The organism is Methylobacterium sp. ap11 (genome assembly GCF_900110515.1).
In the GTDB taxonomy this organism is placed as follows: Bacteria; Pseudomonadota; Alphaproteobacteria; order Rhizobiales; family Beijerinckiaceae; genus Methylobacterium; species Methylobacterium ajmalii.
On record NZ_FOEB01000001.1, the window covers coordinates 148,092 to 171,678 of the forward strand.

The window sequence follows — 23,587 nt, forward strand, 5'->3', positions numbered from 1 at the left end:
AAGCTCTTTTGGATTACTCCTGGAACGTTATCGCTTAGGCTTATCTCGCATGCCGGATCCCAATTTTTGGGCTCTCTACTTATCGGTACGCAGTACACGTCACCATTTGCGATTTTTACAATGACGTGAACGTGGTTGAGCTTTGGATTGTGCGCGGGTCCCGTTCCAGGATATTGGAATGCATCGCCGATAGTTAGAGTCATCGGATTACGACCTCGGGATTAGGGACTCTGAAGCGCGGTACGCCTTTATTTCATGTTCTACATCTATCGGGTTTTCAATACCAACAGCTAACGCCAGTTCACCGTATTCTATGGGGGCGCGCTGCTTTCCAAAAACTTCGACGTACTCAGAACAGTTCCTACTGTCATGGAGCCAGTTTCTCAGCTGAGAAGATGACCAGCCTTGATGTCTTGCTATCACTAGATCTAGAATTTTAAAATCGGATCTGCTTAATTGATCTAGATCTTCTGCGCCGCCCCTGACCGAATAAACATCTCTGTCGCCCTGTAGGATTATATATTTTTCCCAAACCTTTTCGTCAATGTGCCCATTGATGCCGTCTAGAGCGCTTTTGCATATCGGACCGTCTTTCAGAGAGTAAAGCTCGTCGTAGATCATGGGGCGCCCACGCGAGCGGATGCTCTCCCTCTCTCCGATGTAAATCATCTTAATGAGGGCAAGTTTCTCCATATGGCCCTTGTGAGCCTTGATTATATACGCTGCGATCTGAGCGGCCTTCTCAGAACGAAAGCCGGCTAGGGGGCTGAAGGCATTCATATAGCTTGCCGCCACAGTTAAGGCCAGGGATGGGAACACGGTTCCGGCACGAGGGGGGTAAAGTAGGCGTCGCTTTTCGAGCTAACCGAGATTTGATAAAAATCCTGGTTGGCCAACCAGGATTTTCGAGGACGCTATGCAGGACATCATAGCGCGTCAAGACGACACAGAAGCGCATGTGAGCCACACTTACCCGAACCCTTTTAAATGAACCCGCTATTCGGGTCGAGTACCCCGCATACAATGGCAAATACCATCATCCGTAGTGCATATGCTCCATAAGGCCGGGAAAGTCTTAGCGAGGAGCGATTACGCCCCCCCCGGCCTCGGGTGCGGCAGGGCAGGATCGCTCGACCCCTACCGCCCCGCCCCCGGCGGCATCTTCACGATCTTGCCGTCCGGCAGGATGATGTCGCCCGGGCTCTGTCCCGCCTCGCAGGGGCCGAGATAGGTGGCGTCGATCGCCATCTTGCGGCGGACGGGCTCCTTCATGCCGGGGATGCCGGTGAGCGTCGTGTCCACGTCGAGATGGATCTTGCTGGCGAAGTCGCCGGTGATCACGCTGGTGCCGGAGGCCGAGATCGCCCCCATCTTGCACTCGGTCTCGCCGGTGTAGCCGGCGCTCGTCTTGGTGAAGACGCGCTTGGCGCATTGGCCGGCCCCGAGCGCGCCCTGCGCCAGCTTGTCGGTCTTGTCGTCGATGCACTGGCGCGCCGTCGTGCTGCCCTCGGCCGAGACGGTCTTGCTCTCCCACAGGCCGGCCTTGCGCGTCGGCAGGGTCTCGGCGGCGGCCAGCGTGCTCGCCGCGACGAGGGTGAGTCCGACGAGTCCGCCACCGATCAGACGCATGGGCATGGAGCCTCCCTGGGATTCGCGCGGCCGTCCGGGCCGCGTCGAGGCGGAGGACTAGCCCGGATGGCCTAGGCGCTCAAGGCCGGGCCGGCCCTCGGGGGAACCGACGGGATCGCCGGCCCCCGCCCGGTCACGCTCCTTGCGCCGCCGCGGTCCGCAGCCCCGAGAACCCGATCAGCTTGCGCGCCTCCTCGTCCCACAGGGCGAGCCCGAGGCAGCGCAGGCTGTCGCGGAGCGTCAGGCGGCCGACCTCGCCCAGCGTCGCGTGGCCATCCAGGCATTCCTGCAGGCGGTAGTTCGGGATGCGGCTGTTGACGTGGTGGACGTGGTGCAGGCCGACATTGCCGGTGAACCATTGCAGCACCCGCGGCAGGACGTAGTACGAGCTGCCGCCCAGCGCCGCACGGTGGAAGTCCCAGGATTCGGGGCCCTCCCAGACCGTCTCCTCGTACTGGTGCTGGACGTAGAACAGCCAGCCGCCGATCCAGGCGGCGACGCTGACGACCGGCAGCAGCACCCACAACACCGGCCCGATCCCGCCGGTGGCAAGCGCCAGCAGCCCGACGAGCCCGGCGAGCGCGAGGTCGAGGCCGAGCACGTCCCGCCACGCGGTGCGCCACGGCAGGCCGACGCCGGAGGGAAACCGCTGCAGGACCAGGAAGTTGAGCGGCGAACCGAGGACGATCAGGATGAACGGGTTGCGGTAGAGGCGGTAGCGCAGCCGCTGCCAGCGCGACAGGGCGAGGTATTCGCGCACGGTCAGCGTGTGGATGTCGCCGGTGCCGCGGCGGCTGAGGTCGCCGGTCGAGGCGTGGTGGAGGGCATGCGCCCGCTTCCAGCTGTCGTAGGGCGTCACCGTCAGGAGGCTCAAGACCCGCCCGAGCCCGTCATTGGCCGCGCGCGAGGGCAGGAACGAGCCGTGCCCGCAATCGTGCTGGATGATGAACAGCCGCACCAGCAGGCCGCCGGCCGGCACGGCGAGCGGCAGCGCCCAGAGCGCGTAGCCGGCGGCGGCCGCCCACAGCATCAGGCCGCAGACGGCGAGGTAGGGCAGCAGGGTGTTGGCGACCTGCCGCACGGCGAGCCGCGGGACGGGGTCGCGGTAGGCGGCGCAGTGGCGGGCGACCTCGCGGGCGAGGGCCGCGACGTCGGGCCGGGAGGTCCCGTCCCCGGCCCGGCTGGATGCGGCGGGGGTCGATGCATGGTCGGTCACGGGGGCGGGACGATCCTGTCTGTCGGGCGGTCGCACGGGGCCGCGAGCAAGGCCGGAGCGACGGGTGGGACGAGGGTTGAGCGCAAGGAACCTGCCGGCGCCGGGCGAGAAGGCCGCCGCCGCGACGGGCCGGGAGACCGACGATCCTCGGGCGAGGCGTGAGTCGCCTCTCCGGTCGGTCCCCATAGCATTGTTAGCGCCGGGCGGAAGGGCGGCCCGCCCGCCCGGCGCCGCGGCACGATCGCCCGCGGGCGGTCCCTACGGCCCCTCCCCTTGCGCCGCCGCGCTCATCCGGTCGGCATCCTCCCGCAGCAGCAGCCGCTCGGCGACGAGGGCGTCCGCCGCCTGCGCCACCGCCGCGGCGTAGGCCGCCTTGTCCGGGTAGCGCTCCTCGAGCGAGGGACGCGGATCGCCGCTCGCCTCCCGCTCCGCCCGGGTGCGGGCGAGCGCGAATTCGCTGCCGTCCCGGTCGCAGAGCACGCCGGTCGGGTAGGGGTCGGCGTAGAGGTTCCAGCCGGTGTAGGTCGCGCGGGGCGCGGCCAAGGCGGGGAGCCGGATGCCCGCGACCTCGTGCCCGTCGGCATCGACCCGCGGGACCAGCGGCCGGTATTGCGGCCCGGCTTCGGGGCGCGGATCGAGGTAGGTCGAGAACCGCGCGACCGCGTTGACGGCGCCCGGGACCGGCACGCCCGGGATGTAGGGAAAGCCGATCGCCTCCGGCGCGACCAGGGTGCCGTCCGCGACCCGCGGCACCCGGCTCTCGGGTGGGGCGCGGCCGGTCGCGACCCACTCCTCCAGGGCGACGAGGAGCGCCCGGAGCGCCGGGCCGGAACTGAGCGTGCTGCGCGGGTTCAGGCAGGCGCCCCTGGCGTTGGTCTGGTGGGCGCGGCCGTTGTGGAAGCCGCTCGCGATCAGGTAGGCGCGGGTCTTGTCGGGCAGCGCCACGTCGGCGCGCCCGAGGGGATCGGTGGTGAGCAGCGAGGCGCCCTTCTGCCAGTACTCGGTGCTGGTGTTGACCTCGATCAGCAGCGGGTCCGAGGCGTCGCCGCGCAGGAGCGATCCCCGCCGGCCGGTGACCTGGTCGTGCTGCATGGCGGCCGAGAACGGGAAGGCGTTCTCTGGATAGAGGTGGTCCTCGTGCTGGGTGTTGGTGCGCGAGGGCTGGGCGAAGCGGGCGTTGAGGAAGATCCCGCCCGCTCCCGCGATGTGGGCCAGCACCCCGTCGAAGACCCGCCGGCCGCTCTCGTCGCGGTTGAAGCCCTGGTGGATAAAGTCGCGCAGGTAGCGCCCGCTCTGCGAGATGCCGAGCGCGACGGTGTGGCGGATCGTGCCCGCCTCGGTCCCGGTGCGCAGGTGCGCCACCACGTCCCGCACGGCGGCAAAGCCGATGCCCTGCACCTTCGGGCCGGTGGTGCGGTAGGTGAGCTGGTAGATCGTGCCCGGGCCGGGCTTCGTTCCCTTGGGCAGCAGCTCGACCTGGCGCGGGCCGGCGAGGCGCCAGGCCTGCGGCGGCACCGGCCGGGCGGCGTCGGGCTCGCGGCGCTTCACGGTGAGCCGGGGGGCGTCGTCCGGATCGGGGACGACGTCCTGCGTCGCCTCGAAGGCGAGGTAGAACGGCGCCTCCGGCGGGCCGCGGGTGGCGCTCACCAGTTCGTCGCGCACCCATTCGGTGATCGGCCGGCCGTTGCGGGTCGCCACCGGCAGGTCGATCGCCATGCCGCCCTGCTGGCGCAGGGCGTTCGCCTCCCAGCCGGCCCAGACCAGGGTGTCGCCGCGGCGCAGGGACAGGCCGGTACCGGCATCCGCCGCGCTGCGCGGATCGTTGATCGCCGTCAGCCCGGCGGCCGGCCTGGCGTCCATGATCCAGTTGAACAGGAACTTGCGGCCGCGGTTCGGCACCTCGAACAGCAGGGTGCCGCTGCCGCGGGCCGGGTCCTTCGGGCGCAGCAGGAAGAGGTCGGTCGCGTACTCGACCATCCCGGCCGCGTTGCGGGGCGCCAGCACGAGGTCGACGATGCCGGCATTGGCCGGATCGGCCGGGTCGAGCTCGCCCCGGGCTGTGCCGACGACGCGCTCGTAGGCCCCCGCCTCGCCCCAGGCGGCACCCTCGGCGAAAGGCTCGATCGCCGTGACCTCGATCGCCGTGATGCGCGCCTCGGCCGGCGCCGCCATCACGAGGCCGCCGAGGGAGCAGCCGAGCGCGCCGGCCAGAATCCGCGTGGTCCGCATCCCATCCCCCCGTGTCCGGCCTGTTGCTCCGGCCGATGACGACAGGGAGCACGGAAGCGGGGCGATGTCGATGCGCGGGAGGCCCGTCCGGTCAGGCGTCCATCCGGTCCCGCGCCGGCATCGCCGCGGGGCTTGCCGGGGAGCCTGCCGGGGAAGTGGCCGAGGGTCTGGGCTGGATCGGCCCCACCTGCGCGACGCGCAGGCCCGCCGCCATCGCCTGGAGCCGGCTCTGCGGGTCCTCGGGCTGGATCACGCCGGCGGACATCACGAGCTTGGCCGCATCGTCGACGCTGATCGACAATTCGATCACCTCGGACCGGGGCAGGTAGAAGAAGAAGCCGGTGGTCGGGTTCGGGGCGCAGGGCAGGAACACCCCGACATGCTCGTTCCCGGCGCCGAGGGCGCCCTGCACGTCCGGGCCCGCCGGGGCCGACAGGAACACGATCGACCAGGTGCCCTTCACCGGGAACTCGACCAGGCCGACGGTGCGGAACGAGGTGCCGCTGGTCGAGAACAGGGTCTCGAACACCTGGCGCAGGCCGCGATAGAGGCCCGAGATCACCGGCGTGCGGGCGAGCAGCACCTCGCCGAACTCCACCACCGAGCGGCCGACGAGGTTGGCGGTGAGCGCGCCGAGCGTCGTCAGCGCCACGAAGGCGATGACGAGGCCGAGGCCTGGCACGCTGAAGGGCAGGTAATGGTCCGGCAGGTAGGCCGAGGGGACCAGCGGCTTGACCCAGCCGTCGATCAGGCTGATGCACCACCAGGTGATGTAGATCGTGATCGCGAGCGGGCCGGCGACGATCACGCCGGTGAAGAAGTAGTTTCGCAGCCGTCCCCGGACGCTGACCCGCTTGCGGGCGAGCGGAGAATCCGGATCGGCGAGCGGCGGCGACGGTTCCGACACGATGTGCGATTCTCGACCCGGGCGGGCGCCCCCTGCCCGTGAAGAGGTAGCGGTTTGCTGCGTTGCGCTCAAGGCGGGGAAGACCCTTTGTCGGATCCCGCCGGACCCAGGACCGTGCTGCGCGCCGTCCTCGACCGGGCGCTCGCCGATCCGGCCATGGGCTGGAGCCTCGGCGGCTACGGGGCGGGGGCCACCTTCCGGCGCGATCCCGGCGAGCCCGCGACCCCGCCCTGCGGCGGGCGCCCCGGCCTCGTCACGCCCCGCGGCGCCCTGGTGCTGGGGGAGGCCGACACCCTCGTGCCGGTCGCCTACGAGACCGCGCTCGGCGGCGAGGCCTGGAGCCAGGCCCTCGCCCTGTGCCGGCCGCTCCCCCTCCTGCCGCCCCGCCCCGCCCCGGTCGTGAGCGAGCGCGGCCGCGACGACGCGGCGGCGCGGGACGGGGATCGCGACGGCGTGCTGTTCTGCCTCGGCCTGCCGCTGCGCCAGGCCCGGCTCATGGCCCGGGTGCGGGAGGAGGCGGTCTCGCGACTCCGTGCCGCCTGCGGCCGCCCGGCCGACGCCGCCCTCTGGGCCGCCCTGCCGGCGCTCGGCGCCGTGCTGGTGGCGGAAAGCGGCCGCGACCGCATCGAGGTCGCTCTGCCGGACGCCCATCCGGGCCCGCGGGCGCAGTGGTTCGACCGGTTGCTGCGCCTCGGCCGGCTCCACGCCGCCACGGCGCCGATTCCCGCCGGCCTCGCCCCGGTGATCCATCTCCACCCGCCTCACCCGCTCGACGGGGGCGGCTACGACCTCGCGCGCCACGCGGCGTTCGAGGCGCTGCTGGCGTGCTTCGGCGATCCGGAGCTGGTGGCGCTCAAGCGGCGGGTCCTCGCCGGCGAGGCGGCGGTGCCGCGGACGCGGGCGGCCCGGGCGGTGGCGCGGGTGGCACGGGCCCAGCGGCGCCATCTGGCGTCGGCCTGAGGCGGCCCCGGAGCCCGGTCGCGAACGGTCCGCGGCAAAGAAAAAAGGCCGCCCTTGCGAGGCGGCCCGAAGTCTAGGGAGGAAACGCCCAAAGAGGGCTGCAGGGCCGCGACGCCATCGCGTCCCTGCACATGAGACAATAAGGACCGGGGCAGCCTTCGCAAGTGCGAAAACGCACGTTGGTGGATTTTCCGTGAAGCCGGACCGATCCCCCCGGAACGAAAGCACCCCCGCCGGGACCGGCGGGGGTGCTGTGGACGCGTCGAAGATCGTTACGTCAGCGACGCAGGATCTTGGTCACCAGGCGGCCGACGAGGTTGCCCGAGTCGTTGTAGGCGACCCGGTCGTCGTAGGGGCTGCGTCCGTCCGGGCGGATGCGGGGGTCGTCGTTGCCCAGGATCTTGGTGACGATCCGGCCGATCAGGCTCATCGTGTCCTCCGAGTGGTCTGGCGTTGCGGTCTCGGGGCATCAACGGTCGAACAGCCTCGGCCGTTCCGCGCCCTGACGCGCTCTCGCCCGCCGTCAGGCCCGCTCGGCCATCGCCTCGAACACCAGGGCGTGGCGGGCGGCGAGCGCCGCGACGTCGGTGGCGTAGCCGCCGCCGATCACCGCGGCGAGCGGGATGGCGCGCCGGCGCACCTCGCCGACCACGTAAGCCTCGCGCCGGCGCAGGCCGTCGTCGGTGAGCGCCAGGCGGCCGAGGCGGTCGTCGCGGTGGGGATCGACCCCGGCATTGTAGAACACCAGGTCGGGCCGGAAGCCGTCGAGGAGGCGCGGGACGTGGCGGGCGAGCGCCGCCAGGTAGTCGTCGTCGCCCAGCCCGTCGGGCAGGCCGACATCGAGGTCCCCCGGCACCTTGTCGGTCGGGTAGTTCTTCTCGGCGTGCATCGAGAAGGTGAACAGGTCGGGCTCGTGCGTCAGGCAGTCGGCGGTACCGTCGCCCTGGTGGACGTCGAGGTCGAGGACGAGCGCCCGGCGGATCGTGCCCTCGCGCGTGAGGGCGAGCGCCGCCACCGCCACGTCGTTGAAGACGCAGAACCCCCCGCCCGCCGCCCGCCTGCCGTGGTGGCTGCCGCCCGCGGTGCTGCCGGCGAGCCCGTGCTCGAGCGCCAGCCGGGCGGCGAGCAGCGTGCCGCCCGCCGAGGCCAGCGAGCGGCGCGCCACCCCGTCGTCGACCGGCAGGCCGATCGCCCGCTCGATCGCCCGCGGCACGGTCGCGGTGACGACCTGCTCGACGTAGGTCGCGTCGTGGGCGAGGCGGATCAGGTCCGGGCCCGCGGGCTGCGGCGTCACGAAGCCCTCGGGTACGAGGCCGCGCTCCCGCAGGGTCTCGGCCAGGCGCCCGTACTTTCCCATCGGGAAGCGATGCCCCTCCGGCAGCGGCGCCTCGTAGGCCGGATGGAACACGACGGGGAGCATGGCGGTCGGCCCTGTGGACAGCGGGGATGGCACGGACCCGCTCAACGCGCCGGCCGGCCCGGGGGCGGGCGCGACCGCGCGCCGCGGGCATCGGCGATCCTGCCGTCCTCCCCGCGGGTTGGCGCCCCCCGCGGTCACGGCCGGAACCCCGCTTCCGGGCCCCGCCGCCTCCCCTCGGAGGCATGAATGCTCTAGCTTGTCCCCGGACCATGCCCGGCAGCGGACACGGTTTGGACACGAATTCCCCCGACCCTCGGACGTGGTCCTTGCGGCAGGGAGCCGTTGCGGAAGGCGGTGTTTGGGAGGAATGGACCTGCCGATCGTGGCATTCCACGGGCGGGTTTTCAATCGGGCGCGCCGCGGGCGTGAGGTGGGTTTTTTTCGGCACCGTCCCGTCGGGCGGCGCCGGCAGCACGGCCGGGGGGCATGCGGAGTCGGGTCGAACGTCGTGGCGCTCTGCGGGAGCGTCCGTCCAGGTGTGGTCGCGGACTGGGTCGCACCGGAGCGGTGGGGATCGCGCTCGCGCTCGGCCTCGGGACGGCGGAGCCCGCCCGGGCCTTCGACCTGTTCGGGCTGTTCGGCGCCGAGGAGGCGCCGCCGGCCCCGAGCCCGGCCGCCCTGCCCTATTCCGTCCGCTTCCAGGGCGTCGAGGACGAGGACCTGCTCCAGGCCCTCAAGGACACGTCGGGCCTCTACCGCCTGCGCAACGACGCGCCGCCCGACGGCGAGGGCCTGCTGCGCCGGGCCGAGGCCGACGCGCCGCGCCTCGTCGATGCGCTCTCGGGCTTCGGCTACTATGCCGGCACCGCGACCTTCCGCATCGAGGACGTGGTGCTGGGCGGCGACGCGGCGGCGCGCTCCGCCGTGCGGGCCGCCGAGGCCGCGCGCAACCGCAGCCTCGTGGCGGTGCGGATCACGGTCGACCAGGGTCCGCTCTACCACCTGCGCCGGATCGCGGTGCTCGATCCGTCCGGCCTGCCCTTCGGCCCCGGGGCGGTGCCGGAGCGCCTGACCCGGGTCGACGGCGAGGTGCCGGCCCGCTCCGCCACGGTGCTGGCCCGCGAGGCGGCCGTGGTCGATTCCTTCCGCCGCGACGGCCACCCCTTCGCCAAGGTGCTGCGCCGCGAGCCGGTGGTGGACGACACCGCCCACGTCATGGACGTGACCTTCGTGGTCGATCCCGGCCCCAAGGCGGCGATCGGCGCCGTGACGGTGCGCGGCACCAAGACCGTCGATCCGGCGGTGGTGCGCTCGTTCATCTACGCCGAACCGGGCGATCCCTACTCGCCGCAGGCGCTGTCCGACATCCGCCGCTCGGTCTCGCGCATCGAGGCGCTGGGCGGCGTGCGGGTGCGCGAGGGCACGGCGCTCGATCCCGACGGCACGCTGCCGGTCTTCGTCGACGTGACGGAGCGGGCGCGCCACATCGTCGGCGTCTCGGCACGCTACTCCACCGTCGACGGGCCGGGCGTGCGCGCCTACTGGGCCGACCGCAACCTGTTCGGCGGCGGCGAGACCCTGCGGATCGACGCCGACCTGTCCTATCTCGGGCTCGGCACCGACTTCTACGCCCGGCGCCGCAAGCTCGCGGGCATCGAGACCAACGGGCTGGGCGGCCGGCTCGCCGCCACCTTCGTCAAGCCCGCCCTGTTCGGCACCCGCAACGACCTGCTCGCCAGCGCCTTCGTCGGCCGCGAGGTGCAGCAATCCTATCTCAGCGACGCCGCCGGCGGCACGGTGGCGATCCGGCGCCGCTTCGCCGACGCCTTCTCGGCCCAGGTCGGGCTCGACGGCCGCTTCGGCTCGGACCGGGACGCGCTGGGCCGTGTCGATTACGGCCTCGTCGGCCTGAATGCCGGCGTCACCTACGATTCGACCGACAGCCTCCTCGACCCGACCAAGGGGTTTCGCGTCACCGCCTCGCTCACGCCCTATGCGGGTCTCGGCAACAGCCCGGACCTGCTCCTCGCCAAGGCGCAAGGCTCGACCTACTATTCGTTCGACGACGCGGGCCGCTACATCCTGGCCGCGCGCCTCGGCTTCGGCTCGATCAGCGGCGCCAACCTCGCCGACGTGCCGGCCTCGCTGCGCTTCTTTGCCGGCGGCGGCGGCTCGATCCGCGGCTACTCCTACCGCACCGTCGGGCCGATCGGCCCCTACCAGCTGCCGATCGGCGGGCGCTCGCTGCTCGAGGGCTCGGTCGAGGGCCGGATCAAGATCACCGACACGATCGGCATCGTGCCCTTCGTCGATGCCGGCACGGCGTTCGCCGGGTCGCTGCCGGATTTCGACGAGCGCATCCGCATCGCGGCGGGCCTGGGTCTTCGCTACTACACCGGCATCGGCCCGATCCGGGTCGATCTGGCGGTGCCGCTCAACCCCGACAAGCAGCTCAAGCAGCCGCCGGTCGCCCTCTACATCAGCCTCGGCCAGGCCTTCTGATGATGCAGCTGCGAGGACGTGCGCGGGACTTGTCCGCTTCCCCCCTTTCCCGGGCGACTGGAGCGTCGGCGGAAGGAGATCCGGGATCCAGCATGAGAAGTCGCGAAGCGTCCGCCCGTCTGCAACGGTGCGGCATCGGGAGCCGCTTCGCGGCACATCTCCCCTGGTTCCCGGATCTCCTGCCGCTTCGCTCTCGTCGTCCGGGAAAGGGTGGGGCGGCATCCCGCCTCCTCAGCGCCGCCGTCGCGGTGACGCTCCTCGCCCTCGCCTGGCTCGGCCACGCCGCCACCGGCGAGGCGGCCGAGGGCGAGACCACGATCCTCGGCGACCTCCTGTCGCGCGCCCTCTCGACCCCGACCTCGCGGGTCTCGATCGGCGCCGTCGACGGGGCCCTGTCGTCCGACGCGACCATCCGGGACGTCGCCATCGCCGACCGCGACGGGGTCTGGCTGCGGCTCGACAAGGCGCGGCTGATCTGGCGCCGCACGGCGCTCCTGTCGCGCCGGCTCGAGATCGACCGGCTGGAGATCGGGCGCCTGGAGGTCCTGCGCCGGCCGGTGCCCTCGGCCACCCCGCCCGCGCAGGACAAGGAGGCCCTGCTGCCCGACCTGCCGGTCAAGGTGGTGGTGAAGGCCTTCGCGCTCACCGACCTCGTCATCGGCGAGCCGGTCCTCGGCGAGGCCGCCCGCATCGGCGGGGCCGGCCAGGCGACCCTCGGCGACCCGCGCGAGGGCCTCGACCTCGGATTCGGCCTGCGCCGCCTCGACAAGCCCGGCACCGTCACCCTCAAGCTCGCCTACGTGCCGGACACCGCGCGGCTCGAGCTGAAGCTCGCCCACGACGAGCCGGCGGGCGGGCTGGCCGCGCGGCTGATGAACCTGCCCGGCCTGCCGCCGGTCACCCTCGACCTCGACGGCAACGGCACCCTCGACGCCTGGAACGCCACCCTGGCCTTCAAGGCCGGCGAGGGCATCGGCGCCGACGGCCGGGCCCGCATCGACCGGGCGGGCCCCGAGCGGCGCATGACCCTCGACCTCGCCTCGCGGGTCGAGGGGCTGATGCCCGGCCCCCTCGCCGCGGTCTTCTCCGGCACCACCCGCCTCGACGGCTCCCTGCGCTTCGCCGACGACGGGGCGGTGCGGGTCGACCGGTTCGACCTCACCTCCCGCACCGCCCGGCTGGCTCTCGCCGGGGCCGTCGACGCCGCCCGCAACGCCGACCTGACCCTTCAGGCCCGGGCGCTGCCGACCGAGGGCGGCGTCACCAAGGCCGGCGAGTCGACCCTCGAATCGCTGATGCTCGACGCGAGCCTGAAGGGGCCCCTCGACGCGCCGGCCGTGCGCGGCACCCTGAAGGCCGCCGGCCTCTCGGCCGCGGGCAGCCGCCTCGGCCGGGCGAGCGCCGACCTCACGGTCGCGCCCCTGCCGCGCGCGAAGGAGGGCCAGGCCTTCCGGCTCGCCGCCGAGGCCGAGGTCGAGGGCCTCTACCTCGCCGACCCCGCCCTGCGCCGCGCGGTCGGTCCGAAGGCGTCGTTCCGTCTCGTCGGCCGCCTCGACCCGAACGGCGTCGCCGACCTCGACGCGATGACGATCGAGGCCCCCACCGCCAGCGCCCGCTACACCGGCCGGATCGGCCGCGACGTGGTGGCGGGCACGCTCACGGCGGACCTGCCCGACCTCGCGGCGTTCTCGCTCGCCGCCGGGCGGCCGCTCGGCGGCCGCGTCGCCGCCAAGGCGCTGCTCTCCGGCGATCCGGGGCGGGCCGGCGTCACCGCCGACGTCGAGGCGAGCACCGAGAAGCTCTATCTCGGCACGCCCGCCCTCGACCGGACGCTCGGGCGCGACCTGCGCTTTGCCGGCCGCCTGACGCGGCTGCCCGACGGCTACGCCGTCCAGGCGGCGCGGCTCACCGGGCAGGCGCTCACCGCGACGCTCGACGGCCGCGCCACCGAGACCAGGGCCGACATGACCGGCCGGGTCGATCTTTCCGACCTCGCCACCCTCGACCCCGAGCTCGCCGGGAAGGCCGGCCTCGACGCCCGCCTCACCGGCTCGCTCGAGCACCCGGACCTCGCCCTGGCGCTCGCGGCGCCGGAGGCCCGCGCCATGGGCCGGCCGGTCCGCGACCTTCTCGCCAAGGCGAGCGTGACCGACGCCACCGGCGCCCTCGACGGGACGCTCACCCTGTCCGGCCGGGTCGACGGCAAGCCGCTCGCCGGCAACCTCCACCTCGCCCGACGCGGCGCCGACTGGCTGCTCGACCGGCTCGATCTCGGCCTCGGCTCGGTCGCGCTCACCGGCCGCGCCGCCGTCGATCCCGCCACGCGCCTCGCCGAGGGCGAGGTGGCGGTCAAGGCCGGCAACCTCGACGACCTCTCGGCCCTGGCGCTCACCCGCCTCTCCGGCCGCCTCGACGCGGCGATCAGCTTGAGCCGCGCCGGCGGCCGCCAGGATGCCCGGGTGCGGGCGACCGGCGAGGGCGTGCGTGCCGCCTCCCTGGCGCTGTCGCGCCTCGACGCCGACCTCGCCGGCACCGACCTGTGGGCGAGCCCGCGGGTCTCGGGCAGGCTCAACGCCGACCGGCTCGTCGCCGGCTCGGAGACGATCGAGGCGATCCGCCTCGACGCCAAGCCGGCCTCCGACGGCAGCGACCTCGTGCTCCAGGCCCGGGCCCGGGGCTTCGCCCTCGACGGCGCCGCCCGGCTGATTCCGGCCGAGCCCCCGCGCCTCGACCTCGCGCGCCTCACGGCCGTGCGCGGGGCCGACCGGCTGGCGCTCGCCGGCCCGGCCCGGATCACCTTCGGCGACGACGGCGTGACCGTCTCGGGGCTCGCCATCGCCGCCGGATCCGGCCGGGCCAGCCTCGACGGGACATTGGGCAAGCGCCTCGACATGCGCCTCGGCCTCAAGGCCGTGCCGCTCTCGCTCGCCCGCATCGCCGCGCCGAGCCTGGCGCTGTCCGGCACCCTCGACGGCGAGGCCGCGCTTGCCGGCCCGGCGGCGAGCCCGGAGGGCCGCTATTCCTTGAGCGTCTCGCGCCTCGTGACGCCCGAGACCCGCTCCGCCGGCCTGCCGCCGATCGACGCCAGGGCCTCCGGGCGGATCGAGGACGGCCGCGCCGGCCTCGACGGCACGGTGACGGCGGGCAAGGGCGTGCAGCTCGCGCTCTCCGGCTCGGTGCCGGTCGAGCCCGGCGGCGCGCTCGCCCTGCGCACCCGGGGCACCCTCGATGCGGCGCTCGCCAACTCGCTGCTGGCGACCGGCGGCCAGCGGGTGACCGGCCGGGTCGCCCTCGATGCCGGCGTCGCCGGCACCCTCCAGTCCCCGAAAATCGACGGCGCGGCGGTCCTCACCGGCGGCAGCTTCACCGACCCGCTGAACGGCGTGCGCCTCACCGACATCCAGGGCCGCGTCACCGGCCGCGGCGACAGCCTGGTGATCGAGCGCCTGACCGCGGCGACCCGCAACGGCGGCACCCTCGAGGTCCAGGGCCGCGTCGCGGTCGAGCCGGCCGCCGGCTTTCCCGGCAGCCTGACCATCCGGGCCGACCGGGCCGAGCTGGTGTCGAGCCCGCTGATGACCCTGATCACCGGCCTCAACCTGTCGCTGACCGGGCCGCTCGCCCGCACGCCGCGGGTGAGCGGCCAGGTCGACGTCGTCTCCCTCGACGTCTCGGTGCCCGACCGCCTGCCCGCGACGGTGCAGCCGCTGCCGGGCATCCGCCACGTCAACACCCCGCCGCAGATGCGCGCCCGCCTCGACGCGCGGGCCAAGCGCGCGGCGGCGGCGCGGCGCGGCCGCAAGGCGCCGCCCTTCCTCGCCGCCCTCGACCTGACGGTGAACGCGCCGGGCCGCATCACCGTGCGCGGCCGCGGCATCGATGCCGAGCTCGGCGGGTCTCTGCGCCTCACCGGCACCTCGGCAGCACCGGTGGCCAACGGCGCCTTCGCGATGCGCCGCGGCCGGATCCAGGTCGTTGGCCAGCGCCTCGACTTCACCCGCGGCCGCCTGACCTTCGCGGGCGACCTGACGGCGCCGGAGCTCGACTTCCTGGCCCAGTCCCAGGCCGGCGACGTGACCGCCAAGATCGCCGTCACCGGCCCGGCCAACCAGCCTGACTTCGCGCTCTCCTCCGAGCCGCCGCTGCCGCAGGACGAGGTGCTGTCGCGCCTCCTGTTCAAGAAGGCGTCCGGCGGCCTCTCGCCGTTCCAGGCGCTGCAGCTGGCCCAGGCCGTGGCCCAGCTCTCCGGCGGCGCCGGCGGCCCCGACGTGTTCGAGAGCGCCCGCAAGGGCCTGGGCCTCGACAGTCTCGACATCCAGGCCGGCGCCAAGGGCGGCGCTGCGGTCGGCCTGTCGCGGGCGCTCGGCGAGCGGGTCAATGTCGGCGTGCGCGCCGGCGCCCGGCCCGAGGACAGCGCCGCGACCATCACGTACGACGTGACCGGGCGGATCAAGGTGCAGGGCGAGGCCGGCGCCGACGGGCGGACGGCCGTGGGCGTGGGCGCGGAGTGGGAGTATTGAGCCGGATGCGCGTGCATTCGGCGCGACACTCTCATCGCGGCCGATTCGGAATGTCCGGTAGCGCGAGGCAGGCGCCGAGCCCGATCAGGCCGGCGCTGGCGGCGACGGCGAAGACGGCCGCGTAGCCGGCGCCGCCCGGCGTCGTCGGCGTCAGCACGCCGAGCCCCGCCACGCCGAGCGCGAACCCGGCCTGACGCGCCACCATCGTGACGGCCGAGGCCATGCCCGTCGCCCCGGGCGGCGCGAGGGCCACGACGGCCCCCGTGAGCTGGGAATGGGCGAGCGCCGCCCCGGCGCCGAGCGCTGCCATGCCGGCGAGCGCGCCGGCCATGGCCGAGGCGCCGGCCGCCCCTGCCAGGATCGCGTTCCCGACGGCGATCAGCGTGAGCGCGCTCCCGAACGTGCGCCGCCAGCCGAGATGCCCGACCATGCGGCTGCCGACCGGGGGCAGCACCAGCATCGGCAGGGCCGCCGCGAGCAGCGCCACCCCGGCCTCCTGCGGGCCCAGCCCGTGGGCCGCGATCAGGAAGGCCGGCAGGGAGACCAGGACGGCCCAGTAGCTGGCCGAGACGGACAGCAGCAGGACGACGACGGCCTGCACGCCGCGATCCGATACGAGGGCCGGATCGATCAGCGGATGCTCCCGCCGGCGCTGCCGGCGTGCGAAGGCGACCGTGAGCGCGACGCTGGCCGCCACGCCGGCCAGGCCCGCCGTCGGGGCGGCGTGAACTTGCAGGACTCCCTCGACCGCGAGACCGAGCGCGGCGATGAGGACGAGCAATCCCGGCCAGTCGATCGGCCTTCCGCCCCCTCTCCGCTCCTCGCCGACGAAGCGGGGAACGGCAAGCGCGATCACCCCGCAGGGCAGGATGTTGGCGAGGAAGATCGCGGGCCATCCGAGCCGGGCGGCGAGCAGGCCGCCCAGCGTCGGACCGAGCGCCATCGCGACGCCCGACAGGATCCCGGTCAGGGCGAGCGCACGGGCCCGCAGGGCGGGATCCGGGAAGCTGCCGGCGATCGACGCGATCGCGCCGGTGATCAGGAAGGCCGCGCCGATGCCCTGCGCGGCACGAGCGACGCACAGGGAGGGCGCGGTCGAGGCGAGCGCACAGGCGACGGACGCGGCGGCGAACAGCGCGTTCCCGAGGAGCAGCGCGAGGCGCCGGCCGTGGCGGTCCGCCAGGGCCCCGGCGGCCAGCAGGGCGGCCGTGAAGGCGAGGCTGTAGGCGTCGATGACCCAGGCGAGGCTCGGCATGCCGAGGCCGAGGTCGCGGCCGATCTCCGGCATGACGACGACCAGGGCCGTCACGTCGAACTGCGTCAGGAAGGCCCCCAGGCCGAGCACGCCGGCGGTGAGGCGCGCACGCCGATCCCAGGCGGCGGAGGGCAAGGTGACGGGAGGCGGGGTGACGGCGGGTTCGCGGGGAATGGTCATGGCCCCGATCAGTCGGAGCCGGGGCAGACGAAGCAAATGAGAGTTGCAACCGCCCGTATGAACTCGTTTCATGGCTCGTCGTGTCGGGCACAGGACGAGGCCGATGCACCGCTTGCCCCCCTTCCCCGGTCTCGTGGCGTTCGACGCCGTGCTGCGGCACGCAAGCGTGACGCGGGCCGCCGCCGAACTCGGCCTGACCCAGAGTGCCGTCAGCCATCGCTTGCGCGGGCTGGAAGACTATTTTGGCGCGCCGTTGCTGGAGCGGCTGAATCCAGGCCTGCGACCGACGCCGGCGGGCGAGCGCCTCGCGCAAGACCTCGCCCCGCTGCTCGGGACGCTGGCGGGATTGCGGGAGCGGGTCGCGGGCGGGCGGGCCCCGCGGCCGTTCCGGATCGGCGTCAGCAACGCGCTCCTCGCCTGGTGGCTCTCGCCGCGCCTGCCCGACCTGGCGGCGGCGTTTCCGGCCGTCACGATCGAGGTGACGACCCGGGAGAGCAGCCTCTGGGACGGCAGGCCCGGCACGGTGCCGGAGGAGACCGATCTGGCTTTGCTCTGGATCCCGCGCGAGGGGCAGGCGAGCGGCCGGTGCGAGCTGGCCTTTCCGGTCGAGACCGTCTTCCCGGTCGTCGCGCCCGTGCTGCGCCGCGCCTGTCCGGGCCGGGACTGGCGCCGGCTGCCGCGGCTCGGCAAGGGGCAGGCCGCCGACGGGATCGGCAACGAATGGTCCTGGGTGACGTGGCTCGGGGATGACGGGGTGCGCCCGCTCGCGATGCGCTTTCGCGACATCGGCGCGGCCCTGCAGGCGGCGCAGGACGGCAACGGCATCGTGCTGGCGCGCTCGCTCCTCGTCGCCGACGCGCTGCGCCGGCGCCGCCTGACCCGGCTGGTGCGGGTGCCTCAGATGCGGCCCTCGTCGAAGGTCCAGGTGGCGCGCTGGTGCGATCAGGCCGACACGGTCGCCCCCGCGATGGCGGCGTGGCTCGTCGCTGCCGCGGAGACGACCCTCGGGCGGTGAGCCGTCACCCCGCCTCCGACGGCGCCGCGAGGTGATGCCCCGTCTCGCGCTGGAACGCCGCCCCCACGCTCAAGCATACAGCGTCGTCATACGGCTTCCCCACCACCTGCGCGGCGACCGGCAGCCCGGTGCGGCCGCGTCCGGTCGGCAGCATCAGGGCCGGAAGACCCGTATAGTCGAACAGCATCGTGTTGCGCGGCAGCACCGCCTGGAGCGGGTGGGCCGCGCCGTTCACCTCCACCGTCAGAGTGTCGAGCGCCGCCGCCTCGCCGCCGAGGCCCGGGGTGACCAGCACGTCGACGTCGGCGAGCGCGTCGAGCACCCGGGCCAGCACCACGGGGCGGCGGCGCAGCGCACGCAGGTAGTCGGCGGCGGAGAAGAGCCGGCCCTGCTCCAGCCGGGCGCGGGTGCCGGGATCGAGCGCGGCGGCGCGGTCGAGGTCGGGTTCCTGGAGCGAGGCCAGTTCCGCCATCACGATCGTGTAGCCGTCCTGGTGCGCGGTCGCGACGGCGCCGAGATCGACCGGCACGAGGCGGGCGCCGCGGCGCTCCAGCAGGCGCAGCATCGCCTCCCAGGCGGCCAGCACCGCGTCGTCCTGCATTGCCGTGAACCAGCCGTCCGGCACGCCGACGCGCAGGCCCGCGAGATCCCGGGCGCGTGAGGCGTCGTAGCGGCCGGCGGCGTGCGGGTCGGCCCCGTCGGGGCCGGCGATCCAGGGCATTACCCGGGCGAGGTCGGCGGCCGAGCGGGCCATCGGGCCGACATGGTCGAGGGTCCAGGACAGGGGCGCGACGCCGGTGCGGGGCACGAGCCCCCGGGTGGCCTTGAGGCCGGTGACGCCGCACCAGGCGGACGGCACCCGGATCGACCCTCCCGTGTCGGTGCCGAGCGCCAGCGGCATCAGCCGGGCCGCGAGTACCGCGCCGGAGCCGGTGGAGGAGCCGCCGGTCCAGCGCGTCCGGTCCCACGGGTTGGCGACCGCGCCGTAGCGCGGGTTGTGGGCCGAGCCGCAGGCGAACTCGGTGGTGGCGAGCATGGCGAGCGGAATGGCCCCGGCGGCCCTGAGCCGCGCCACCACGGTCGCGTCGGCCTCCGCCACCCGGTCGCCGGTGAGGCGCGAGCCGCAGGTCACGGGTGCGCCGGCGCAGTCGACGATGTCCTTGATGCCGAACGGGATTCCCTCGAGGGGGCGGCCCTGCCCGGCCCGGAGGCGGCGGGCGCTCTCCTCGGCCGCTTCCCGCGCCCCCGGGACCGGCGCCAGCACCGCGTCGCGGCCGGAGGGGTGGCGGGCGATGCGCGCCTGGAGCGCCGCGAGGAGCGCCACCGGGTCGGTACTCCCCGCCGCGAAGGCGGCCTGGAGGGCGCCGATCCCGAGGGCGTGGAGCGGGCCCGCCTCGACCGGCGGAAGGGGCGGTATCGTGGGCGTCGCCGCCCCGGTCGCCTCGGCGGCCTGCCGCAGGCACCGCTCGGCCTGGGCCGGCTCGGGCGCGTCCCGGTCCCAGGCCGAGGGCAGGTCCCGGGCCGGGGCGCCTTCCGCCACCGTGCCGGCCAGGATGGTGCGGGCGATGAGCGAGTCGGACACGCTCACGCGGCCATCTCCCGACGATCCCGGCGGCAGGCCATGAGCGGCTGGATCCGGGTGCCGAACGCGTCGAGGCCCGCGAGGAAGTCGTCGAAGGTCAGCATGATGCCCTTCACGCCCGGCACGGTGGCCGCCTCGTCGAGCAACCGCGCCACCTTGGCGTAGGAGCCAACCAGCGTGCCCATGTTGAAGTTCACCGCGCCCTCGGGGAGGTTCATCCAGGTCGCGGTCGAATCGGCAGAGGCGTCCTTGTCCTGGTTGCTCTGGTCGAGCATCCAGGCGAGCGCCTGGACGTCGGCCCCCTGGCGGTAGGCCATCCAGCGGTCTTCGGCCGCCGCATCGGTCTCGTCGGCGATCACCATCATCAGGACGTAGGAGCCGACGTCGCGCCCGGTCTTCGCCGCGGCCTCGATCAGCCGGGCGCAGGTCGGCGCGCAGGCGGTCGGCGTGTTGAGGCCGGAGCCCAGCACGAAGTTGTAGTCGGCGTATTGCGCGGCGAATTCCATGCCGCGCCCGCTCTGGCCGGCGGCGACGATCGGGATCGGGCCCGACGGCGCGGGCTTCATCATGCAGTCCTCCATCCGGAAATGCTCGCCCCGGAAGTCCGAGTATCCGGTCTCCCACAGCTCCTTCATCACCCGGACGTATTCGGTGGAGTAGTCGTAGCGGTAGCCGAAATAGTCGTCGCCGGGCCACAGGCCCATCTGGGAATACTCGGCCTTCTGCCAGCCCGAGACGATGTTCACCCCGAAGCGGCCGGGGGCGATCGAGTCGATCGTGGTCGCCATCCGGGCGACGAGGGCCGGCGGCAGGGTCAGCACCGCGGTCGAGGCGAACAACTTGATCCGCTCGGTCACCGCCGCGAGGCCGGACATCAGGGTGAAGGATTCGAGGTTGTAGTCCCAGAACTCGGTCTTGCCGCCGAAGCCGTGCAGCTTGATCATCGAGAGGGCGAAATCGAGCCCGTGCGCTTCCGCCTTCTGCACGATCGCCTTGTTGAGGGCAAAGCTCGGCTTGTATTGCGGGGCCGCCTCCGAGATCAGCCAGCCGTTGTTGCCGATCGGGATGAACACGCCGACATCCATGCGCAAGGCTCCGGGTTCCGGTGGGCAGCGGGAGGCCGTCCGGACGGGGCGTTGCAGGATCGGGGCCGTTTTCGGGTCACCCTCGGCGCGCCCGGCTAACGACCCCGCGCCGTCAGCACGGACGCCCCCAGCACCGCGAGGCTCACCGCCCCGATCAGCAGGGTCGAGATCGCGTTGATCTCCGGGGTCACGCCGAGGCGGACCTGGCTGTAGAGGCGCATCGGCAGGGTGGTGGCGCCCGGCCCCGAGACGAAGCTCGCGATCACGAGGTCGTCCATCGAGAGGGTGAAGGCCAGCAGGAAGCCGGCGATCACCGCGGGCGCGATCAGCGGCAGGGTCACGGTGCGGAAGACCGTGACGGGCGCGGCCCCGAGATCCGCGGCGGCGTCGAGGAGCGCGCGGTCGAGGAGGCGCAGGCGGGCCTGCACCACGACGGCGACGAAGCACAGCGTGAAGGTCGCGTGCGCGACCACGATGGTCCAAAACCCGCGCGGGATGCCGAGGCCGACGAACAGCAGCAGCAGCGACAGGCCGGTGATCACCTCCGGCATCACCATCGGGGCGTAGACGAGGCCGGTGAGCAGCGGCCGGCCGGGAAAGCGGCGGCGGCCGTCGAGGGCGAGCGCCGCGAGCGTGCCGAGCAACGTCGCGAGGCTCGCCGACGCGAAGGCGACCTCGAGGGTGACGAGGGCGGAGTCGACCAGGGGGCCGTTGTCGAGGAGGCCCGCGTACCAGCGGGTCGAGAACCCGGCCCAGACCGTGACGAGCCGCGAGGCGTTGAACGAGTAGGCGACGAGCAGCAGGATCGGCCCGTACAGGAAGGCCAGCCCCAGGGCGAGCGCGGCCCAGGCGAGGGGATGCGGGCGGCTCATCGCGGATCGCCCGTCTCGGGTCGTTCCAGGCGCCGCGCCTCGGCCTCGCGGAAGAGCACCACCGGGCCGGCGACGAGGACGAGCAGCACCACCGCCACGGCGGAGGCGAGCGGCCAGTCGCGGTTGGAGAAGAACTCGCTCCACAGGACCCGCCCGAGCATCAGGGTGTCGGTGCCGCCGAGCAGGTCCGGGATGATGAACTCGCCGGTGATCGGGATGAAGCACAGGAGCGCGCCCGCGACGAGGCCGGGCAGCGACAGCGGCAGGGTCACGGTGCGGAACGCCGCGAGCCGGCTCGCCCCGAGGTCGCGGGCGGCCTCGACGAGGCCGCGGTCGAGACGCTCCAGCACCGCGTAGAGCGGCAGCACCATGAACGGCAGGTAGGCGTAGACCATGCCGATCATCACCGCCGCCGGGGTGTTGAGGATCTCGACCGGCGTCGCGACGAGCCCGAGCCCGACCAGCGCCTGGTTGAGGAGCCCGTCGGGTTTCAGGATCGCGATCCAGGCGTAGACCCGGATCAGGAAGCTCGTCCAGAACGGGATCACCATCAGGGCGACGAGGAGCGGCTGCCAGGCCCGCGGCGCCCGCGCCATCGCGTAGGCGATCGGGTAGCCGACGAGGACCAGCAGCAGGGTGGCGCCGAGCGCGACCTTCAGCGAGGTCAGCCCCGCGTCGAGGTAGAGCGGGTCGGCGATCAGCGTGCGGTAGTTCTCGAAGTCGAGGGCGGCGAGCACGTCGGCCCAGGCCGCCAGGCCCGCATCCCAGTCGAGCACCGGGGTGTAGGGCGGCAGGGCGGTGGCCGGATCGGACAGGCTGATCTTCACGACCACCGCGAAGGGCAGGCCGAAGAAGGCGAGGAGCCACAGGAGCGGCACCGCCGGCAGCGCCAGCCGCCGCAGGGAGGCGCGCAGCCGCCCGCTCACGAGGCCGGTCCGCCCGGCAGCAGCGAGGCCGCCTCGGGCGCGAAGGCGAGGCGCACGGCCGCGCCCGGGGCCGGGCCGGCGCCGGGAGGCAGGGCGGCGCGCAGCACCCGCCCGTCCGCCATCCCGACCCGGCAGACGATCCTGTCGCCGAGATAGATCGTGTCCAGGAGCGTGCCCGGCAGCCCCTCGGCCGCGAGCGCCAGCCGCTCGGGCCGGAGCGCCAGGAGGCCGGGCGTGCCGGCCTCACCGGCGCCGTGGTGGTCGAAGGCCCGGAGCGCTCCCAGCGGCGTGTCGAGGCCGCGCACGGTTCCGGCCCCGCCCGCCCCGAGCCGGCCCTCGATCAGGTTGACGTCGCCGAGGAGCCCCGCGACGTAGCGGGTGGCCGGACGCTCGTAGAGGTCGGCCGCCGCGCCGGCCTGGACCAGCCGGCCCCCCGCCATCACGCCGATGCGGTCGGCGAGCACCATCGCCTCGGCGGGATCGTGGGTGACGACCACGAAGGTGGTGCCGAGCCGGCGCTGCAGCGTCCGCAGCTCGGCTTGCGTCTCCTCCCGCAGGGCCCGGTCGAGGGCGCCGAGCGGCTCGTCGAGGAGCAGCACCCGGGGCCGCTTGGCCAGCGCGCGAGCGAGCGCGACCCGCTGGCGCTGGCCGCCGGAGAGCCGGTCGGGCCGGCGGGCGCCGAAGGCCTCGAGCTGGACGAGGCGCAGCATCTCGGCGACCCGGGCGGCGACCTCGCTCCGGCCCAGGCCCTCCCGCTCCAGCCCGTAGGCGACGTTGCCCGCCACGTCCCGGTGCGGGAACAGGGCGTAGGACTGGAACATCATGTTGACCGGCCGGCGGTGCGGCGGCACCCCGGCGAGGTCCTGCCCGTCGAGGAGGATTTTTCCGGAACTCGGTTCCTCGAACCCGGCCACCAGGCGCAGCAGCGTGGACTTGCCGCAGCCCGACGGGCCGAGCAGGCAGAACACGCCGCCCGCCGCGAGGTCGAGGTCGACGCCGTCGACGGCGGGATGGGCACCGAAACGCTTCGTGACCGCCTCGAAGCGGAGGTGGCCGGTGGCGGGCGGGATCGCGGAGGGATGAGGCGTCGTCACGTCGTCCGGGCGGCGCGGGCGGGCGGGAGAACGACACTTATCGCGGGTCGGGGCCGCCTGGAAAGGACCGCCGGTCGCCTCCGTCGCCGAACCGGCCGGCCGCGGGTGGAAAAGGCCTCGGGAATCAACGGCCTGGCGCCCGGCCCGGGTGCCGCGCGGCCGGTTCCCGGCGCCCGGTTGACGCAGAAGTAACCCCCGGTCACCCGCCCCGGACCAAGGTCGAGGGCCGCGGAGACTTGTGGAACCGGGAAAACC

17 protein-coding genes are annotated in these 23,587 nt (G+C 73.5%); 4 read left to right on the plus strand and 13 right to left on the minus strand.

What is annotated here, in order from left to right; genetic code table 11:
• Positions 1-207 precede the first annotated feature (207 nt).
• The 5 genes from BMX97_RS00675 to BMX97_RS00695 all read right to left on the minus strand — a co-directional run bounded on the left by BMX97_RS00675 (position 208) and on the right by BMX97_RS00695 (position 5,981).
• A complete protein-coding gene (locus BMX97_RS00675; RefSeq protein WP_143074532.1) occupies positions 208-819 on the minus strand; it encodes a type II toxin-antitoxin system antitoxin SocA domain-containing protein in 612 nt (203 codons plus the stop codon).
• Between the two features lie 318 nt (positions 820-1,137).
• Positions 1,138-1,635, minus strand: a complete 498-nt coding sequence (locus BMX97_RS00680) for a DUF3617 domain-containing protein (protein ID WP_091744410.1) — start codon at positions 1,633-1,635, stop codon at positions 1,138-1,140.
• 127 nt (positions 1,636-1,762) lie between these two features.
• Positions 1,763-2,845: a fatty acid desaturase gene (locus tag BMX97_RS00685; protein ID WP_091744413.1), complete on the minus strand. Its 1,083-nt coding sequence runs from the start codon at positions 2,843-2,845 to the stop codon at positions 1,763-1,765.
• A 258-nt stretch (positions 2,846-3,103) separates the two neighbouring features.
• Entirely contained in the window at positions 3,104-5,074 is a 1,971-nt protein-coding gene (locus BMX97_RS00690; protein WP_091744415.1) for an alpha/beta hydrolase domain-containing protein, read from the minus strand.
• A gap of 91 nt (positions 5,075-5,165) precedes the next feature.
• Positions 5,166-5,981 (minus strand): DUF502 domain-containing protein, encoded by an 816-nt coding sequence (locus BMX97_RS00695; protein ID WP_244538208.1) that lies wholly within the window; start codon positions 5,979-5,981, stop codon positions 5,166-5,168.
• Positions 5,982-6,095: 114 nt separating this feature from the next.
• Between BMX97_RS00695 and BMX97_RS00700 the strand changes: the two genes are divergently transcribed.
• Entirely contained in the window at positions 6,096-6,941 is an 846-nt protein-coding gene (locus tag BMX97_RS00700) for a DUF6925 family protein (RefSeq protein WP_091744417.1), read from the plus strand.
• Positions 6,942-7,218: 277 nt separating this feature from the next.
• Here the strand turns inward: BMX97_RS00700 and BMX97_RS00705 are convergent, their stop codons facing one another.
• Together BMX97_RS00705 and BMX97_RS00710 are read right to left on the minus strand one after the other, a co-directional pair.
• The gene (locus BMX97_RS00705; protein ID WP_048425481.1) at positions 7,219-7,371 is read right to left on the minus strand and encodes a hypothetical protein; all 153 of its coding nucleotides are present in this window, start codon (positions 7,369-7,371) and stop codon (positions 7,219-7,221) included.
• A gap of 93 nt (positions 7,372-7,464) precedes the next feature.
• Positions 7,465-8,361, minus strand: a complete 897-nt coding sequence (locus BMX97_RS00710; RefSeq protein WP_091744419.1) for a histone deacetylase family protein — start codon at positions 8,359-8,361, stop codon at positions 7,465-7,467.
• 426 nt (positions 8,362-8,787) lie between these two features.
• Between BMX97_RS00710 and BMX97_RS00715 the strand changes: the two genes are divergently transcribed.
• Both BMX97_RS00715 and BMX97_RS00720 read left to right on the plus strand, forming a co-directional pair.
• The gene (locus BMX97_RS00715) at positions 8,788-10,803 is read left to right on the plus strand and encodes an autotransporter assembly complex protein TamA (RefSeq protein ID WP_091744421.1); all 2,016 of its coding nucleotides are present in this window, start codon (positions 8,788-8,790) and stop codon (positions 10,801-10,803) included.
• 248 nt (positions 10,804-11,051) lie between these two features.
• Positions 11,052-15,323: a translocation/assembly module TamB domain-containing protein gene (locus BMX97_RS00720; protein ID WP_244538209.1), complete on the plus strand. Its 4,272-nt coding sequence runs from the start codon at positions 11,052-11,054 to the stop codon at positions 15,321-15,323.
• 31 nt (positions 15,324-15,354) lie between these two features.
• Here the strand turns inward: BMX97_RS00720 and BMX97_RS00725 are convergent, their stop codons facing one another.
• On the minus strand, positions 15,355-16,758 hold the full coding sequence (locus BMX97_RS00725) for an MFS transporter (protein WP_177202076.1): 1,404 nt from the start codon (positions 16,756-16,758) through the stop codon (positions 15,355-15,357).
• Between the two features lie 103 nt (positions 16,759-16,861).
• On the opposite strand from BMX97_RS00725, the gene BMX97_RS00730 reads away from it, so the two are divergent.
• On the plus strand, positions 16,862-17,773 hold the full coding sequence (locus tag BMX97_RS00730; RefSeq protein WP_177202077.1) for a LysR family transcriptional regulator: 912 nt from the start codon (positions 16,862-16,864) through the stop codon (positions 17,771-17,773).
• Between the two features lie 4 nt (positions 17,774-17,777).
• Here the strand turns inward: BMX97_RS00730 and BMX97_RS00735 are convergent, their stop codons facing one another.
• The 5 genes from BMX97_RS00735 to BMX97_RS00755 all read right to left on the minus strand — a co-directional run bounded on the left by BMX97_RS00735 (position 17,778) and on the right by BMX97_RS00755 (position 23,332).
• A complete protein-coding gene (locus tag BMX97_RS00735; RefSeq protein ID WP_177202078.1) occupies positions 17,778-19,361 on the minus strand; it encodes an amidase in 1,584 nt (527 codons plus the stop codon).
• Positions 19,358-20,440: a pyrimidine utilization protein A gene (gene rutA / locus BMX97_RS00740; protein ID WP_091744429.1), complete on the minus strand. Its 1,083-nt coding sequence runs from the start codon at positions 20,438-20,440 to the stop codon at positions 19,358-19,360. Before rutA ends, BMX97_RS00735 begins: the two co-directional genes overlap by 4 nt.
• A gap of 95 nt (positions 20,441-20,535) precedes the next feature.
• Positions 20,536-21,312 (minus strand): ABC transporter permease, encoded by a 777-nt coding sequence (locus BMX97_RS00745; RefSeq protein WP_091744431.1) that lies wholly within the window; start codon positions 21,310-21,312, stop codon positions 20,536-20,538.
• Positions 21,309-22,238 carry an ABC transporter permease gene (locus BMX97_RS00750; protein ID WP_091744433.1) on the minus strand — a complete coding sequence of 310 codons (930 nt, stop codon included), beginning with the start codon at positions 22,236-22,238 and terminating at the stop codon, positions 21,309-21,311. The genes BMX97_RS00745 and BMX97_RS00750 overlap by 4 nt, the downstream gene beginning before the upstream one ends.
• Entirely contained in the window at positions 22,235-23,332 is a 1,098-nt protein-coding gene (locus BMX97_RS00755; RefSeq protein WP_244538210.1) for an ABC transporter ATP-binding protein, read from the minus strand. The genes BMX97_RS00750 and BMX97_RS00755 overlap by 4 nt, the downstream gene beginning before the upstream one ends.
• Positions 23,333-23,587 lie beyond the last annotated feature (255 nt).

What these genes read in the sequence shown, in the direction of transcription:
- BMX97_RS00715 (WP_091744421.1), top strand. Translation starts at nt 8,788, where the DNA reads ATGCGGAGTCGGGTCGAACGTCGTGGCGCTCTGCGGGAGCGTCCGTCC.
- BMX97_RS00730 (WP_177202077.1), top strand. Translation starts at nt 16,862, where the DNA reads ATGCACCGCTTGCCCCCCTTCCCCGGTCTCGTGGCGTTCGACGCCGTG.
- BMX97_RS00680 (WP_091744410.1), bottom strand. Translation starts at nt 1,635, where the DNA reads ATGCCCATGCGTCTGATCGGTGGCGGACTCGTCGGACTCACCCTCGTC.
- rutA (WP_091744429.1), bottom strand. Translation starts at nt 20,440, where the DNA reads ATGGATGTCGGCGTGTTCATCCCGATCGGCAACAACGGCTGGCTGATC.
- BMX97_RS00705 (WP_048425481.1), bottom strand. Translation starts at nt 7,371, where the DNA reads ATGAGCCTGATCGGCCGGATCGTCACCAAGATCCTGGGCAACGACGAC.
- BMX97_RS00745 (WP_091744431.1), bottom strand. Translation starts at nt 21,312, where the DNA reads ATGAGCCGCCCGCATCCCCTCGCCTGGGCCGCGCTCGCCCTGGGGCTG.
- BMX97_RS00725 (WP_177202076.1), bottom strand. Translation starts at nt 16,758, where the DNA reads ATGACCATTCCCCGCGAACCCGCCGTCACCCCGCCTCCCGTCACCTTG.
- BMX97_RS00690 (WP_091744415.1), bottom strand. Translation starts at nt 5,074, where the DNA reads ATGCGGACCACGCGGATTCTGGCCGGCGCGCTCGGCTGCTCCCTCGGC.
- BMX97_RS00710 (WP_091744419.1), bottom strand. Translation starts at nt 8,361, where the DNA reads ATGCTCCCCGTCGTGTTCCATCCGGCCTACGAGGCGCCGCTGCCGGAG.